14 protein-coding genes, 4 tRNA genes, 1 other RNA gene and 1 pseudogene are annotated in these 15973 nt (G+C 44.9%); 11 read left to right on the top strand and 9 right to left on the bottom strand.

Going from position 1 to position 15973, the window contains the following annotated elements; genetic code table 11:
• The first annotated feature begins 75 nt into the window (after positions 1–75).
• From P8H32_RS07845 to P8H32_RS07825, 5 genes are all read left to right on the top strand, one after another.
• Positions 76–543, top strand: a complete 468-nt coding sequence (locus tag P8H32_RS07845; protein WP_301089079.1) for a YfiR family protein — start codon at positions 76–78, stop codon at positions 541–543.
• A 15-nt stretch (positions 544–558) separates the two neighbouring features.
• Positions 559–3003 (top strand): EAL domain-containing protein, encoded by a 2445-nt coding sequence (locus P8H32_RS07840; RefSeq protein ID WP_301089078.1) that lies wholly within the window; start codon positions 559–561, stop codon positions 3001–3003.
• A 33-nt stretch (positions 3004–3036) separates the two neighbouring features.
• The gene (ylqF, locus tag P8H32_RS07835; RefSeq protein WP_301089076.1) at positions 3037–3963 is read left to right on the top strand and encodes a ribosome biogenesis GTPase YlqF; all 927 of its coding nucleotides are present in this window, start codon (positions 3037–3039) and stop codon (positions 3961–3963) included.
• A gap of 195 nt (positions 3964–4158) precedes the next feature.
• A complete protein-coding gene (locus tag P8H32_RS07830; protein WP_301089074.1) occupies positions 4159–6489 on the top strand; it encodes a hypothetical protein in 2331 nt (776 codons plus the stop codon).
• Between the two features lie 150 nt (positions 6490–6639).
• Positions 6640–6903 carry a hypothetical protein gene (locus P8H32_RS07825; protein ID WP_297292850.1) on the top strand — a complete coding sequence of 88 codons (264 nt, stop codon included), beginning with the start codon at positions 6640–6642 and terminating at the stop codon, positions 6901–6903.
• A 48-nt stretch (positions 6904–6951) separates the two neighbouring features.
• On the opposite strand, the gene ffs is transcribed toward P8H32_RS07825, so the two are convergent.
• The 6 genes and pseudogenes from ffs to P8H32_RS07790 form a co-directional block, all read right to left on the bottom strand.
• Positions 6952–7048: signal recognition particle sRNA small type (gene ffs / locus P8H32_RS07820), an RNA gene on the bottom strand.
• 187 nt (positions 7049–7235) lie between these two features.
• A complete protein-coding gene (locus P8H32_RS07815) occupies positions 7236–7844 on the bottom strand; it encodes a DUF4136 domain-containing protein (protein ID WP_297292851.1) in 609 nt (202 codons plus the stop codon).
• A 57-nt stretch (positions 7845–7901) separates the two neighbouring features.
• Positions 7902–8513, bottom strand: a complete 612-nt coding sequence (locus P8H32_RS07810; protein ID WP_301089073.1) for a PDZ domain-containing protein — start codon at positions 8511–8513, stop codon at positions 7902–7904.
• A 3-nt stretch (positions 8514–8516) separates the two neighbouring features.
• Positions 8517–9017 (bottom strand): annotated as a pseudogene (locus tag P8H32_RS11155) (trypsin-like peptidase domain-containing protein); the annotation flags it as partial.
• Positions 9018–9396: 379 nt separating this feature from the next.
• Complete coding sequence (locus tag P8H32_RS07795; RefSeq protein WP_297292609.1) at positions 9397–10026, bottom strand: TetR/AcrR family transcriptional regulator; 630 nt, start codon at positions 10024–10026, stop codon at positions 9397–9399.
• Positions 10027–10132: 106 nt separating this feature from the next.
• Positions 10133–10777: an MBL fold metallo-hydrolase gene (locus tag P8H32_RS07790; RefSeq protein WP_301089069.1), complete on the bottom strand. Its 645-nt coding sequence runs from the start codon at positions 10775–10777 to the stop codon at positions 10133–10135.
• Positions 10778–10995: 218 nt separating this feature from the next.
• Here P8H32_RS07790 and P8H32_RS07785 point away from each other — a divergent pair.
• From P8H32_RS07785 to P8H32_RS07765, 5 genes are all read left to right on the top strand, one after another.
• Positions 10996–11081: transfer RNA gene (locus P8H32_RS07785), tRNA-Ser, on the top strand.
• 235 nt (positions 11082–11316) lie between these two features.
• Positions 11317–11391: transfer RNA gene (locus tag P8H32_RS07780), tRNA-Gly, on the top strand.
• A 19-nt stretch (positions 11392–11410) separates the two neighbouring features.
• Positions 11411–11484 (top strand) — tRNA-Cys (locus tag P8H32_RS07775).
• Positions 11485–11557: 73 nt separating this feature from the next.
• Positions 11558–11644: transfer RNA gene (locus P8H32_RS07770), tRNA-Leu, on the top strand.
• A 227-nt stretch (positions 11645–11871) separates the two neighbouring features.
• Positions 11872–12456 (top strand): VPLPA-CTERM sorting domain-containing protein, encoded by a 585-nt coding sequence (locus P8H32_RS07765; protein WP_301089067.1) that lies wholly within the window; start codon positions 11872–11874, stop codon positions 12454–12456.
• Positions 12457–12483: 27 nt separating this feature from the next.
• On the opposite strand, the gene P8H32_RS07760 is transcribed toward P8H32_RS07765, so the two are convergent.
• The 3 genes from P8H32_RS07760 to P8H32_RS07750 form a co-directional block, all read right to left on the bottom strand.
• Positions 12484–12942 carry a hypothetical protein gene (locus P8H32_RS07760; RefSeq protein WP_301089066.1) on the bottom strand — a complete coding sequence of 153 codons (459 nt, stop codon included), beginning with the start codon at positions 12940–12942 and terminating at the stop codon, positions 12484–12486.
• Positions 12942–13664: a matrixin family metalloprotease gene (locus tag P8H32_RS07755; RefSeq protein WP_301089064.1), complete on the bottom strand. Its 723-nt coding sequence runs from the start codon at positions 13662–13664 to the stop codon at positions 12942–12944. The genes P8H32_RS07760 and P8H32_RS07755 overlap by 1 nt, the downstream gene beginning before the upstream one ends.
• A gap of 246 nt (positions 13665–13910) precedes the next feature.
• Positions 13911–14033, bottom strand: coding sequence for a hypothetical protein (locus tag P8H32_RS07750; protein ID WP_301089117.1), 123 nt, complete (start codon positions 14031–14033; stop codon positions 13911–13913).
• Between the two features lie 483 nt (positions 14034–14516).
• Here P8H32_RS07750 and P8H32_RS07745 point away from each other — a divergent pair, with 483 nt between their 5' ends.
• Positions 14517–15965: a coniferyl aldehyde dehydrogenase gene (locus tag P8H32_RS07745; RefSeq protein WP_301089062.1), complete on the top strand. Its 1449-nt coding sequence runs from the start codon at positions 14517–14519 to the stop codon at positions 15963–15965.
• Positions 15966–15973 lie beyond the last annotated feature (8 nt).

Below are 15973 nucleotides of genomic sequence, written 5' to 3'. Positions count from 1 at the left end.
CAAGACATCATGTATAAGCCAAGCACATTCATAACCTGCTATCTATACTTGGTGGCATTTATACCGACATCCGCTTTGGCAAGTGATGATGTCGTCTCCCGAGAATACAAAATCAAGGCTGCCTATCTCTACAACCTGATCAAATTTATAAACTGGCCAGCTTCCAAATTATTATCATCTACCACCACTAATATCTGCGTCTATCGCGCCAATCCCTTTGATGGCCACCTTAATAAGCTATCCTCAAGAAAGGCCAAAGGTCGCGAAATAACAATCAACTATCTTAAGGCCGACGACGACAGGTCAAATTGTCATATACTCTTTATCCCTAATGCTCACGCCGATGAGATCCAGCTGATCGAACAAAGTGATCAATCCATATTGACTGTAGGAGAAAACCAATCATTCCTCACCGATGGCGGCCTTATCAGCCTTGTGGTTGCCAATAACAATGTTCAATTCCAGATCAATCTGACCAAGGCAAAACAGCTTGGCTTTGAGATCAGTGGCAATTTGCTTGAAATTGCCAAAATAGTTACATAAGCAGAACCGATAACCATGCCTATTTCTTCGCAGTCATTCAGGGATTTACCTATAGCAAAAAAGCTGACACTGTTTTGTGTCATTATTAGCCTGGTCAGTTTGGTTGTAGCTATGATTGCTATCATTTTTTACGATCGCTACAACTTTGAAGAGATTCTAAAAAATGAATTAGTAGTACTGGCCTCGGTAATCGGCAACCGAAGTTCAGCTGCTATCGTCTTTGATGACCTGGAACTCGCTAACAACAACCTTAAGAGCCTCTCGCTTCAAAAAGCTGTTGTTGCTGCCTGCATTTACAAAGTGGATGACAACGCGCTGGAACCCGGCGCTACCACACGCCTGGCAACCTACCCCAACGATGCCGTTAACTGCCCCAACTATGCGCCCACCAACGCGCTCCTGATAGACTCAGCAAACCATCAATATGTTGAGCTGGTCCAGCCTATCTTGTTGGACAGCAGCATCATCGGCTATATCTATCTACGATCCAACACCGAAGAACTACAAGACCGGCAAACCAACTATGTTTACGTGATGATTATCGCGTCCATGTTTGCTGTGTTTATTGCATTTTGGCTATCGAAAATTTTTTCACGCTGGATATCAGGCCCACTCCATGCCTTGGGATTAACTGCACAATCCATAGCGGAAGAAGAAGACTATTCACGCCGAGCAAACAAACAACACAATGATGAAGTGGGCCGCGTAGTAGATTCGTTTAACCTTATGCTAGATGTTATAGAACAGGAAGATGTCGAACTGCGGGAGAGTGAAGAAAAATTTCGCTTAATTAGCGCCTCATCCAAAGTGGGTATCTTCCAACTGGATACCGAAGGCAATACTGTCTACGCCAATGATGAGCTGTCACATATAACCGGACTTTCCAATAACGCGATAATCGAAAATAGCTGGCTATCTGTGATTCACAAAGATGATAAGGCACTGATAGAGAATAGCTGGCGCTCAATGCTCTCCAACAATCAGGCCATCAATATCAACTGCCGCTTGCAAAATGGCACCATTAAGTGGATTAGTGGCCACGTAGGCCTACTCACCAGTAACGATGCAGAAGTACTGGGGTATCTGGGCACTATCAACGATATTACTGAGATCAAAAATGCCCAGGTTCAACTTGAGCAAATGGCTTTCTACGACACTCTGACAGGCCTGGCCAATCGACGTTTATTTAGAAATCGCCTGGAACATGTGATTAGCAACCTAAAACGTGAAGGTCATTGCCTTGGGCTTATATTGCTTGACCTCGATAATTTTAAAAATGTTAATGACTCGTTAGGCCATGACTCTGGTGATGCCCTACTCACCATAATCGCCGAACGACTACAGCAGTGTGTACGCGCCAGCGACACCGTTGCCAGATTGGGTGGCGATGAGTTCGCTATTATTTTACCGGGTATCAGCAGTTCGCTGGCGGCATCCCAGGTTGCCAAGAAAATTATTGAGACCTTAAAGTCCTCTATTACACTTAACGAAACCGAGATCAGAATTACCGCCAGCGCCGGCATAGCCATGGCACCTGAAAATAGCGATACTGCAGAAGACTTGATCAAAAACGCCGACCTTGCACTCTACCGGGCAAAAGACCAGGGTCGTAACAATTACCAGTTCTTTACTTCAGAAATGAATACCCAGCTGATCAACCACCTACAGTTAATTCAGGATTTACGCCTGGCTCTGGATGCCAGAGAGTTCCACCTGGTATACCAGCCGCAAATTAATATAACAGACGGCCGCCTAACGGGTTTTGAAGCCTTAATACGCTGGCAGAACCAGGAGCGCGGCTTTGTAAGCCCCCTGGAATTCATTCCTGCCGCAGAAGAGACGGGGCTTATTATTCCGCTGGGGCGCTGGGTTATCTCTGAGGCCTGCCAACAACTTCGTTCAATGTGTGATAGCGGCTTAATCGATGAAGATGTCGTCATGACGGTCAACCTGTCGGTGCTCCAATTCCAGGACGATGAACTTATCCACTTCATCCAGTCCAACCTTAAACGCTACCAGCTAAAGCCCGGCCAGTTTGAAGTTGAACTTACTGAAACCGTATTAATGGAAAACCTTGAAGATGCATTGAAAAAATTGGAAGCATTGAAAGCCCTGGGCATATTAATCTCCATTGACGACTTTGGTACCGGTTACTCCTCACTGGGCTACTTAAAACGACTGCCCGTTAATATTGTCAAAGTTGATCGTTCTTTTGTTATGGATATCCCGGCTGATAAAGAAGATATGGAAATAACTGCCGCGGTTATCGCCATGGCTCATAAGTTAAACTATGAAGTGGTAGCCGAAGGTGTAGAAACCGAAGAGCAACTGCAATTCCTGGAATCCTGTGGTTGCGATTATGGCCAGGGGTATTACTTCAGCCGTCCATTGCCATCATCAGAATTGGAACAGTTTTGCGATGAATTTAATCTTGATAATATACGCAGAGCTTCTGCTTGATAATACCCACACAATAACAATGAGAAAGTCACAATGAGTATTCAATGGTTTCCCGGCCATATGAACAAGGCACGCAAGCAGGTTGAAGAAATCCTGCCGCAAATCCACCTTATTATTGAGGTGCTAGACGCCAGAATTCCCTTTAGCAGCGAAAACCCCATGATCGCAAAACTGCGTGGTGACAAGCCCTGCATCAAAGTCCTCACCAAGAGTGACCTGGCCGACCCCGTGATGACCCAACAATGGATTGACTATCTGGATAAGAAAAAAGGTGTTAAAGCCCTTGCACTAACCACTGAGCAACCTGAAAAAACCCAGGGCCTTATCGACCTCTGCCGTAAAATGCTGCCAGGAAAAGACCAAGGGCACAACGATATTCATGTGATGATAATGGGGATTCCCAATGTTGGGAAATCAACTCTGATAAACACCCTGGCTGGCAAAACTATAGCTAAAACCGGTAATGAGCCCGCTGTTACCAAAGGTCAGCAGCGCATTAATCTTAGAAATGGCATTATGCTATTTGATACCCCGGGAATGCTTTGGCCCAAGGTAGAAAGTGAAAAAGGCAGCTATCGGCTGGCTACAACAGGGGCTATTAAAGATACTGCCATGAGCTATGATGATGTGGCTTTTTTTGCAGCTGATTTTTTGCTTAAGCACTACCCTTCATTACTAATGGCTCGCTATCAGTTGGACGAACTCCCTACGACTGAACTGGATTTTTTAGAATTAATCGGGAAAAAACGTGGCTGCTTACGAGCTGGGGGAAAAGTCGATCTTGAAAAAATATCAACCATTCTGCTGAATGAATTAAGATCGGGAACCCTGGGCCGCATTACACTGGAAAACCCGGAAGAAACCGAGCGTGAAACGGTTATTGTCAAACAACTTATCGCGGAAAAAGAGGCCAAAAAAGCGGCCAGAAAGAAAAATCGAAAAAAAGGCAAGTCCTCTTAAGGCTTAGCGCAAACCAGCTTCCTGCCATATATGTAGCAAAATCAATCCTTTGTGACGCACAACACAAACCCCATCGAACCAGCTCTCACAAAAGCGCATAACCCTCAAAACATCATACTTAAAAACAACATAAACAGGGATTCATTGCTATATTTAAAGGAGCCTAATTGGATCAAGTGCTGACTATTTATAATCATGAGCGACAAGCAAAAACCAAAGCCCAAAGCCGTAACGTCAAAGGGCTATGAAGAGAATAGCGAAGATAAACAAGGCTTGTTAGAAGCGGCTGCCTCAGTGCCCATCAAAGATTACTCAGACTATGAAATTACCATAGAAACCAAAGACGAATACGCTGACGCCCTCTTTGTCGATGAGAGTGCATTAGATTCAGCTTTAAACCAAGCTGAAGACGAAAGAAATGATCCGCAAGCTGTTAACCGCAAAGAAGCTGAGATTGCAGAGCCTAAGATTGAAAAAGCCGAAGTCATCACCACCAGAGACTTTTCCAAGCTGCTAAGCGAGCAATCAGTGGCGGGGACATTTAGCCCCAGTGAAACAGAAAGCCCCAAAAAGCTGGGCATTATCAATAACAGGCTTAACGACTCCCCTGCCCGTAAAACCATTAGCGAGACCGATAAATCAAAGGTCTTTGAGCAGACTCTGGAACAGATTGTAGTAACCATTGCTCAAGAGGAAGCACATGCCGAAGGTGAAACAGAAACGGCTTTACAGCCAAAGCCGATGTCCGATATGGATGGCAGCAAGCTTTCCATTATCACAGCAACATTAAAAGCCAAGGGTAAGGCCCTATCGCAAAAGGTTCTGGCTAAAATGGATCAATCCAAAGCCGAGCTCGACGAATACCTTGGGCGCACTTTACCTGAAAGAAAACTGGCTCTGGAATTTATTCTGCCAAGCTTAAAAAGCAAAAAAGACTGCGGCAACACAATCACTCCAAAAAAAGTTGAAAAACTTTTTAATACCAAAGGCAAACCCCTTAGCAACCTTTTTGCCAAAGCTGAACAAGACCTTGCCAAGCTTTCCAAAACCCCCTTATCCAATAGCAAACGCTTAGCGCTACTCGACAGCTATTTCCCAGCACTTAGCGAGAAGGCCAAATCCCTTATCGCAATGATCGAACGCAAACCTTCCATTTATGATGATGAGAAACGAGCTTCTATGGTAGACGGCTCACTCAATAGCCTCAAACACTTAATTACCGGTTATAAACAGATCTATGCCGACCTTTATGAATCCGCTAATGTGGTTTATGGCCCGCAACGCAAACTGGCCAATCAAGTCGCCTTTACATTAATTGACTGCCTGACCATGGAGCAACTATTGTCTGTTGCATTACACGCACGAGTTTCAGCTGCCTCAATAAAAACAGTTAATAAACTTTACCACGTACTATCTCACTATGAACCCCAGCAGCTCACCATTAAGCGACATGCCTACTCCTTAGCTAAAACAACAACGATTAATCGATTATTCACTCACTACCAGTTATTTGGCGTACTGGATTACCTAAGCATTTCCACAGCTCAACAGCGATTAATGCATGCTTACCTAAACCAGCATTATGCACTGATCCGCACAATACCATTAGCCATCAGCTCGCGCTTACCGGCTATAACTCCTTCTCAACAGCTACTCGCTATTAAACATGACACCAGTACTACAGCCCTATTTATAAGTAACGAGACCGAGCTTCAAGCGAAATCCGACACTGTTTATATTTTCATCCAGGCCTTTTTCAACCGAGTGAAAAAAGACTATGTTGAAGCACTGAAATTGCGAATGAATCGTCGCAACAAGCATAGCTCACCAGCTTTAGCAGATAGCCCTATTGAAAACACACTGCCTATGCTGAGTGCACTTAATCTCAGTATTAGAAACATAGAATCCGGCATCACTAGACCAAGTTATACCCTTTATAGAGCTATTGACCTTAAAGCCTATAGCGGCATAGACGATATCATCGGCTATAACCACTATGCGTATGCGCTACAACAAAAAGGGCCTCTGCAACCGGGCCAACCTGTCGGCAACTTGCCGGAAAAACCCACCGCCAGTAAAAGCACCTGGCAGTGCGCAATGGAAGACGATAAGGCTATCCACTTACAAACCATCGAATGCAAATTAGGCGTACCCATGGATATAGGCCGCCTTGTGCAATTTATTAAAACAATAAAGACTGCAAGCGAGGATGACAAAAAAGAAACAACAACAGATGAAAGCGTTCTAGCCGTCATCACAAGCATTGAAAGAACGTCACAGAGTAAGATTCTGGTAATCGCTAAAATTATTAGCAGAGAATTTACCGCTGCAGCAATCCAGGACAAATATCCGCATGCACTGATCGCTAAAGCCAACCATCAATCAATATTAATCAGCCATCATCAAGCTGACTACTGGAATGACAACATAACCAGCATAACTTTTCCCGATCAAAGCAATGCTTATATTGCAATAGCAGGCTTAAGTTGTGCCACCAACAATATACAACTGTTTCATTTAAAGTAAGTTTAAAAATACAACCCTACCTGATCACAAACATCGCGTGACAGGCCCCACACAAATAAAAATAAACTTTGCCAAGCCGGTTTATGACTAGGGGGCAGTATATTTTATATGCATAATCACTACCCCTAACACGGATCAAAGGAGCGTCTTATGAAACTTATTTTCTCTCAAAACAGTATTTTTCATCTTTATAGATTGGGCTTGGTGGTAACAGGGATAACAAAAAAGAAATATCGCTTAAGAAATGGCGAAGAAATGAAATCCCTGATTCGTTATTGCAATCGTTCCGATAACACCAGCATTTGCAGGCAGTACGATGCATTTTTGCATTCACTGGAACCTGAGATGTTAACTGAAATTGAAATGCTAACCGGCAGCTTGTTGAAAGAGACCAAAACGCGTTTAGTGGGTTAAATCTTATTTAGCTTGAGCATCGTAAACAGAGGGGAAATTGGGTGGCAGTCCAACCAGCCACATCCCGGCACACGTTTTGATAACTACCGTTGCTCCCTTCCGGGCCTGGCGGGGTTTGCTACCTAACGTTGCGAGAGGACCGGAAGGACCACCATAACATCTTTGAAACATCATCTTAATGGCTCAAGGCTAGAGCCCTGCTTCAAAGGCCGCGTATTGTGCTTAAATTTAGCGGCCCTTGCAAGCGCATTTTTTGCATCATCGGTCAATAAATCGCCAGCCTATCAACTTCTTACCAACCGCCTATCAACCGCCTATCAACTACCTATCAACTACATGGCAGGCTGTGGAGGAAACTTTGCCAATATCGCAGCAACCATTTCATCCACGTAGGTATCTCGTTCCTGGGGAGTTCCATTATTGAGCCGTTTACCGGCGACACCACGCCAAATAAGCTCTGTACTGGCAGGCTCAATCACGTCCAGCATAAAGGTGCCCTGCTTATATTGGCGCACTGTAATATCACGCCCAAAGCCAGCACCATAACCGTAACAGCCTCTCCAGCAGGAAGGATAATAACCATAGTTACTGTGAAAACTATTTACGCTAAGTTTGGTTTCTGCGCTGACATGGTAAGTAATAAAAAAGTCTGCGCCTTTTTCACCTTCGGCTTTTACAAAGCCCAGAGCTGCTAACTTACCTTCTACCGCTCGACGAACCCGCTTATTCATCAAGTCATTATCAACCAGGGGGTCGATAACTAGTTTTTGCTTTGGCTCCATCCAGGCGTAAGTACTTAAACGGTTAAAATCACGCTCTGTGTCATAATCTGCACTGACTGAAACTCCAGTACAGGCAGTTAAGCTGACCATCGCTAACAGCAGCGCTGGGAGCATGGCTAATTTGACCAATCGAGCTTTAACTCCAGAAAATCTATTCATAATGTCACCTCTAAAATCCTTCTTTCTGTACCGGGTTAACTTATAACTTCAAACTATCTATTGCAAGACAAGATAAAAAGCAGCATTACCTCGCCGGATACGCAATACCAAACGGCGATCAGAAAGGCTGGCAGCCTTTTCTAAATCCGCCAGACTGGAAACCACTCGACGATTAGCGGATAAAATAACATCACCCTGGCGTAAACCTGAGGATGCAATGGTAGAGCCCTGCTTAATATTTACCACCTCAATACCACCTTGCCTGGCCAGTTGTAATGTAGCGCCTTCTAAAAAGGGATGTATGGCATCACTGATTGCCTGCCGCCCTACCACTTTACCCACTCTGGCCTTAACAACTTTACTTTTACCATCGCGTAACACCGTCAGCATTAAACTCTCATCAATGCGGCGGCGGCCAATTTCATTGCGCAACTGCGCACTGGTTTCAACTGCTTTACTATCAACACTGACAACAATATCCCCCGGCAATAGTCCCGCCTTCTCCGCCGCTGATTCTGACTGCACCTGCGCAATAAGAACACCCCGCTGCTGCTTATCAATATCAAACGCTTCAGCAAGGTCGTGAGTCAGATCCTGAATAATAATGCCCAACTGCCCTCTTCTCACTTCGCCATATTCTAAAATCTGGTCGACACTGGCTTTCGCCATATTAGTTGGGATGGCAAAACCAATACCTACATTGCCACCAGCAGGTGCCAGGATTGCTGTGTTAATACCAATCAGTTCGCCCCTTAAATTAATCAGGGCACCACCAGAATTTCCGGGATTAATTGACGCATCGGTTTGGATAAAGTTTTAATAACCCTCAATACCCAAGCCACTTCTACCCAGGGCACTGACCACGCCGGAGGTGACGGTCTGTCCCAAGCCAAAAGGATTGCCGATAGCAATAACAAAGTCACCTACCTGCAATTGCTCTGAGTCAGCAATTACCAGCTGGGTCAGATGCTCAAACTCCTCTAACTTGAGCACTGCTATATCCACTTCAGGGTCTGAGCCGATTAAGCTGGCCTTATAGCTACGACCGTCTTCAAGACCCACGTAGATTTCATCGGCGCCATCTACCACATGATGATTAGTCACTACGGTGCCCTTCTTTGCATCAATGATCACACCGGAACCCGCGCTTTGAGTGCGCCGCTTTTGGGGCATCTGTTGGCCTTTGGGTATATTAAAGAAGCGCCTGAAAAAGGGATCATTGAGCAGAGGATTTTGGCGCATAGTGCGGGTGGTATAAGTCGAGATATTGACTACTGAGGGGTTAACATTTTTTAGTAAGGGTGCCAGGCTGGGTAACTGCCTGCCCTCGCTATCGGTGGCGGGTAGTACCGCCCAGCTAGCGGGTGCTAGCAGCGACATTACACAAACCAAACAAAAGCGTTGGAACAACACTCGGCTCATTCAACTCTCCTTTCTAATTAACTAATCAATCAACAAATGCTAAACAACGTCCGTTAGATACTTTTTCAAGGGTTTTACTCCCCAAAGTTATACAATTTATTCTTCAATAGAAAAGCAGAAATAGAAAGGGCTAAACAGGGGCCTTCAACATAACAACCATGGCGCGGGTGCAGCGGCGTAGATAGCCACCAATATTAACCAGTTTGGGTTTAAGCAGAGTTTCTACCGTTAAACCGGTAAGAAATACATGGGTAGAGGTTAATACTTCAGATAGGGCCCTATCATCCAATTGACACTCGGGGAAAATCTGGCGAATTCGCCGGCGCTGTTCCACCGCCTGATGTTCGGTAAGCTCAACCAGAGAGACAATCTCACGCTGGCTACGGGTCGCCATCAGGATTTCAATAGTCGCTAAATAAAGTTTACTTTGATAGTGACGCCAGGACATAACTACAAACAGATTAACACGGCTTTCAAGCTTGCCCGACAACAGAGCATCGTCAGCAACCAGCAACAAAAACTCTTGATGACAACGCTGCAATACAATCTCAAATAAATGAGCCTTGGTACTAAAGTGATATTGCACCGTACCGACGGAAACTTTAGCCCGTTCGGCGATCCGACGATTGGTGGCGGCAACAAAACCTTCCTCGGTAATCACCTCAACCAACGCATCAATAATTTCCTCGCGAACACAGCTTCCAGTAACCTTGGCGGCCTGCTTGATTGAAACAACATTATTACTTTGACTATCACTCATAAGTAATCAGATAGGTGCCCTGTAAAATAATTTACGCCTAAATAGGTAAAGCCAGATCATCGCCGAAACTGTTAAATAAGTCTACCGGTACCGCTAACCCCAGCTGTTAACCGAAGCGTGTATCAGCCACAAAGGCATTGGTCTGGCGTTCCTGCCCAAAGGTAGAGGTTGGGCCGTGGCCGGGGATAAATGAGACATCATCACCCAGAGGCCAGAGCTTTTCCCGTATTGAATAAATCAAATCCTCGTGATTGCCTTTTGGAAAGTCCGTTCTGCCAATAGAACCCTGGAATAACACATCGCCGACAATGGCCAGCTTAACCCCAGGGTGAAATAACACCACATGGCCAGGTGTATGGCCGGGGCAATGCTTTACCTGCAAGGTTTGATTACCAAACTTTACTGTATCCCCCTCTACCAGCCAGCGATCTGGTTCAAAGGCATCAGCGTGGGGGAAACCGGACATCTCACACCACTCTGGCAACTTATCTATCCAAAAGCGATCATCCTCATGGGGCCCTTCAATAATAACCCCGTATTTCTGACGGACATCATCCGCAATCGCGCAGTGATCCATATGGCCGTGGGTTAAGAACACCTTTTCCAGCTCTACATCCAACTGTTCCAGGGCATTTTCAATCTTCTCCAGATCACCGCCGGGGTCAACCACGGCAGCTTTCCTGGTCTCTTCACAAACTAAAATGGAGCAATTTTGTTGATAGGCGGTTACGGGGACAATGGCACACTTCATGAAGATACTCTTTTGATTTGCTTGATTTGCTTGATTTGCTTGACTCGAATGCTGGCGTTAAATTTGGACGCTGAGAATACCATACCCAGCAAATAGACAGCAAAAAGGCGTTTAAAAACAGCCAACTAAAATAAGGATTTAGTTGCCTTCAAACCTATTCTCCAGTACATTAGCGCCCCTCTTAATTCGGTGCCTGTCATCGGTTAAGCAGCCCTACTGGTGAGGTGTCCGAGTGGCTGAAGGAGCACGCCTGGAAAGTGTGTATACGCAAGTATCGAGAGTTCGAATCTCTCTCTCACCGCCATATTCAATAAAAGCCCGGCCTCTGCGCCGGGCTTTTTTGTATCCGGGCACGTTTGCGACACCTCTTCTGTCTTTCCCAGCTTAAAAACTGACCGAAAACAAAGGCTTAAACAAGTATTTTCACCAGAAGCACAGGCTTTTCTTGACTCTAAAAGCATTAGCATTAGAATAGGCGCTCTTTTTGGCAGCCACTGGTTTGAACAATCATGCCCTGTCTTAGAAGAGCTAGAAATAGTGCGGGAATAGCTCAGTGGTAGAGCTCCTCGTTGCCAACGAGGTGGTCGGGAGTTCGAATCTCCTTTCCCGCTCCATTTTTAACGGCAAGCTTAAGGCGCGGTGGCAGAGTGGTCATGCAGCTGACTGCAACTCAGTGTACGCCGGTTCGATTCCGACCCGCGCCTCCATTGCTTGCTAAATGAAAGAAGGTATAAGGATAACCAGCACGGCTACCACCGTGGGTAAACAACCTCTCGATATGCCCGGGTGGTGGAATTGGTAGACACAGGAGACTTAAAATCTCCCGACTTCACGGTCGTGCCGGTTCAAGTCCGGCCCCGGGCACCAAAACTTTTCTTTTAAAACTCATTATTCAAAGATTATTGTCAACTTATAGTCGAGGTAATGTGCTGAGATACATCTAATCACCCAGATACTTGAGCCATAGTAAAACCCCGACCCAGTTGAACAGGCTTTATACAAAATGTACACTTAACCTGTAAATAAAAATCAACGCCACTCCTCAAGATGGTGTAAAGAATAAAAACCATAAAAAAGACCCTGGAGAAGAAGGAATGAATACCTATCTATTACGTTTACTAGCATCAGCGTTGCTGATCACCTCTCTTATTACAAAGGCATATGCCCTCACCTTCGATCAAAGTGATAATTCTAACTGGGATAGCTGGATTATAGAGAACGAAACTGTTTCCTGGTGCGGCATGAACTGCACGGCCTTCACCACTAATGATGACATTATGTGGATGGACAAAAATAGCGTTCAGGGTGGTGGAAACCAAAACATGGGCAACGGCAATGATACTCTCGGTTTATTCACTGCTTGGATACCAAACCCTAATACCACTTTAAACGTCAATGGTGACTCAGGGGATGACCTTGTTTTTATCAATAAAAATCGAGGTAATTATTCTCTTAATAACTTTGTTGTCAATGGATCACTTATTTCTACTCAAATAACCGCCGCTAGTAGTAATAAAGGCAATATTGTTGTCAATAATATTGAAGCGTTATGCTTTGCCGATGGTTGTTATGGGAGTGTGCCTGTCATGCCCAGTCCAGTCCCTCTCCCGGCAGGGATTTATCTCTTTATATCGGGATTTGCCGGTTTAGCTGTAGCTAGGTTAAAAAGAAGCAAATAAATAGCAGCATTGTGCTGGACAGGCGTGCTATTTTTGAAGTTTATCCATAATCAAAGCCGCCTTGTCCCCGGTCATAAAACGCTGGGGACTATATGCTTGATAGATATGTTTCAATTGAGAGTCTTGCGCTTTTTGTAATAGCCATAGCCCCGCCATACCTGGCTTGAGCTTAAGTTGATCGCTGATAATAAGATTAGGGTTAGATCGTAAAATAAATACCAATGGTCCAGACTGGCCTTTAACAGTTGCGTTGACATCAATAACACCTAAATACAGTATGCGTCCATCAACAACGATTTTTTGCTGACCAATATACTCACCGTTAATAATAAGATCAGATGAGTCAATTAAAGACTCAGGGCTCATCTCAACAACTGATGCTTTTGAAAAAGTGCCAGACAACACAAGAAATGCGTATAGCCATAAAAACAAAAACCACTTAAGCGTGTGCTCAAGTGATTTTATTTTGCCAGAATATATAGTCATTAATTGCAACGAATTTTACGCTTTAATAGCAGCAATAAACCCGACGCAAAGAAAACGGCGCTGGGAGGCAGCGGTACAGGCGATGGGTTGGCTCCATAGAGGTACTGGATGCCAGCAATATCATCATCACTCAAGCCACTAAAGCTACTACTTGGGTTGAAAGCGGCCTTCATGACACTACCATTGACATTAGAATGATACAGACCAAGGGTATGACCAATTTCATGCAAAGCAATACTGTAGATATCCACGCCGGCACTGCCAATAGTCCAGTTTTCGGCCGAGTCAAAATGGACTTCTGTAGCGTACCATACCGGGGACATTACATAGGCTGAGCCTACAGCATGAGCCAGAACGTTATAATTGCCATCAATAGCTTTCGCCCCCAATCGTATATTGCCCTTGCCACTAATAAAAGGACCTACATCGGTTTCAGTCGACTGCGTAAAAGTTAAATCCGCTACTGCTGCCCAGGTATCAAAAGCCCGATCAATTTCTTCAATAAATCCAGCAGGCATCGAAGGGATCAGGGAGGAGCAGCTACCTCCATCAAGACAAGTATCGTCCAGCATTAAGCTCCATGAGACATTTGCTCCGGTACCAACAGTGCTACTGCCCCATTTGACAGGATTGCCACCTGAAGTTATCAAAGCGTAAGACCAGGCGGAATTAGCCAGCAACAAAGAAAATACAGCAAAGCTTAAGTATTTGATTATTTTCATAATTAAACTCTCCATTCCCAAAGCGGCTCAATGGTGCATTGGAATATGCATAATATCGAAGCGGCGTTATTCGTGAGAGTTAAAACAGGCATGCCCACTAGGGCTAGAGTTATCTTCAGCATGAGGGAGTGCTCCATATAATTATAATAGTTATGCTGTTTTATTTTTATACAGGTAGGATGGCATCAATTAATGCCGGTGTGAATAGGTTTTTCGTAAAAAGTTTCGATAAGCCGGCAATGGCTTTTAATTGGCGCCGCGCAAGCCTTCAAGCACAATGCGAATCTTCTCTTCAGATGAGTATTTTTTACGGGTATGGCGGCGTATATCTCGTACCGTCTTTTCAGCACTGCGTTTCTTTGTCATCATTAAGTCCTCTTAGGGTTAACGATGAACGAAAAGTATCTCTTAGGCAATCAGGCTATTTGGTCCACATGGTGCTGACGGGGTACACCCAAGCAGACAATGGCGTAGACAATTTGTGCCTCTTGACGGTAGCCCTGAGGACGCTAAAGTAGTGATGTTGCTTGTGTACAGGGTGTCATTGGTGCCTTTAGTAGGAGTCTTCACTGGCCCCGGGCACCAATAAAATCAAGTAAGCACTTTGGTTATAATTTAATCCTCTTACCACCATCAAGACTAGACAATCCCTTTATTATCAATAACCTATATAGCTATTCTAGAATTAACCTTAGTTAAACTTTCAAGCATTTTAAACACGCCCAACCTAAAAGGCTAATACCGAACAACCTATTTGGCATAAGTGTTATCTGGTATAGTCGCCTCACGAGCTGTAGCACTCAAAATAAAATGATCGAACCAAATTGATCGAAAAAACCTGAGAAACGAAATATGAATGCGGTAAATGACCCAGCGGTCAAAATTAGCCAAGCAATGAATACTGTACTCGATAAACAGAAGCAGGCATTTATTGATGAAGGCGCGGTCAGCCTGGCAACCCGTGTCGACCGCATGGACCGATCGATTGCACAACTGGTGAAATATACCGATAAATTAGCAGAAGCCATGAACAGTGACTTCGGTCACCGCTCACCCGAGTTCAGCAGAATGTTTGATGTGGCAGCTGGCGTAAGTCCCATGCAACATGCAAAGAAACATGTAAAGCAATGGATGCGCACTGAGAAAAGAAAAACCATGTTTCCGCTTAATTTCCTGGGTGCCAGGTCACGTGTTGAATATCAGCCACTGGGGACCATCGGTATTATCAGCCCATGGAACTTTCCCGTTAACTTAACCTTTGCACCTTTAGCCAATGCTTTTAGCGCCGGCAACCGCGCCATGATTAAACCTTCAGAGTTCACTCCCGCAACCTCTGAGGTAATGAAAGAAATGATTGAAGAAGTTTATGACGAAAGTGAAGTTGCTGTATTTACCGGCGGCCCTGAAGTTGGGCAAGCCTTTAGTGGTTTAGCTTTTGATCATTTGATCTTTACCGGTGCTACTTCTGTTGCACGCCATGTTATGTCAGCAGCTGCCAAAAACCTGGTCCCCCTAACACTTGAGCTTGGCGGTAAATCACCGGTCGTTATTGGCCGCGATGCGGATTTAAAGCTCACTTGCGATCGTCTTATGTGGGGCAAGGTCACCAACGCCGGCCAAATCTGTTTGGCACCGGACTACTGCTACCTCCCAGAAGAAAAACTGGACCAGATAATTGAAGGCTTTAAAGCCTCGGTGGCTGCCATGGTTCCCACTCTGCTGGACAATAAAGATTTCACATCGATTATTAATGAGCGTCATTACTCACGCCTGCAAAGTTATATTGCAGACGCTAAAGCAAAAGGCGCCACCATTATTGAAATCAACCCGGCTAACGAATCATTTGAGGGGCAGCCACACCATAAAATGCCACCTACACTGATTCTTAATGCACCGGATGATGCACTATGCATGCAGGAAGAAATTTTTGGCCCGTTATTACCGGTTAGAACTTATAAAGACTTCAAAGATTCTGTTGCCTTTATTAATAAGCAGCCCCGTGCTTTAGCCCTTTATTATTTTGGTTTTAACGCGCAAGAAGAGCGCTATGTACTTGACCATACCGTTACCGGTGGTGTCACCATTAATGATGTATTAATGCATGTAACACAAGAAGACCTACCCTTTGGTGGTGTTGGCCCAAGTGGCATGGGCTGCTATCACGGCTTTGATGGCTTTAAAGCCTTCAGCCACGCCAAGGCGATTTACAGCCAGCCGAAGATTGACCTCGCCGGTATGACGGGCATGGCTCCGCCCTATAATAAGAAAACCGAAAAAACCATAAAGATGATGCTGAAATAATTGGCTGG

The sequence above is a fragment of the Oceanicoccus sp. genome (assembly GCF_029238675.1).
Taxonomy (GTDB): domain Bacteria; phylum Pseudomonadota; class Gammaproteobacteria; order Pseudomonadales; family Dasaniaceae; genus Oceanicoccus.
The sequence above is the reverse complement of the archived record's forward strand: the minus strand, read 5'-3'. Positions and strand labels throughout refer to the sequence as shown.

Coding starts and splice junctions, on each gene's coding strand:
- P8H32_RS07755 (WP_301089064.1), bottom strand. CDS start 13,664: ATGAAAATAATCAAATACTTAAGCTTTGCTGTATTTTCTTTGTTGCTG.
- P8H32_RS07815 (WP_297292851.1), bottom strand. CDS start 7,844: ATGAATAGATTTTCTGGAGTTAAAGCTCGATTGGTCAAATTAGCCATG.
- P8H32_RS07790 (WP_301089069.1), bottom strand. CDS start 10,777: ATGAAGTGTGCCATTGTCCCCGTAACCGCCTATCAACAAAATTGCTCC.
- P8H32_RS07760 (WP_301089066.1), bottom strand. CDS start 12,942: ATGACTATATATTCTGGCAAAATAAAATCACTTGAGCACACGCTTAAG.
- P8H32_RS07830 (WP_301089074.1), top strand. CDS start 4,159: ATGAGCGACAAGCAAAAACCAAAGCCCAAAGCCGTAACGTCAAAGGGC.
- ylqF (WP_301089076.1), top strand. CDS start 3,037: ATGAGTATTCAATGGTTTCCCGGCCATATGAACAAGGCACGCAAGCAG.
- P8H32_RS07825 (WP_297292850.1), top strand. CDS start 6,640: ATGAAACTTATTTTCTCTCAAAACAGTATTTTTCATCTTTATAGATTG.
- P8H32_RS07745 (WP_301089062.1), top strand. CDS start 14,517: ATGAATGCGGTAAATGACCCAGCGGTCAAAATTAGCCAAGCAATGAAT.
- P8H32_RS07750 (WP_301089117.1), bottom strand. CDS start 14,033: ATGATGACAAAGAAACGCAGTGCTGAAAAGACGGTACGAGATATACGC.
- P8H32_RS07765 (WP_301089067.1), top strand. CDS start 11,872: ATGAATACCTATCTATTACGTTTACTAGCATCAGCGTTGCTGATCACC.
- P8H32_RS07810 (WP_301089073.1), bottom strand. CDS start 8,513: ATGGCGAAAGCCAGTGTCGACCAGATTTTAGAATATGGCGAAGTGAGA.
- P8H32_RS07795 (WP_297292609.1), bottom strand. CDS start 10,026: ATGAGTGATAGTCAAAGTAATAATGTTGTTTCAATCAAGCAGGCCGCC.
- P8H32_RS07840 (WP_301089078.1), top strand. CDS start 559: ATGCCTATTTCTTCGCAGTCATTCAGGGATTTACCTATAGCAAAAAAG.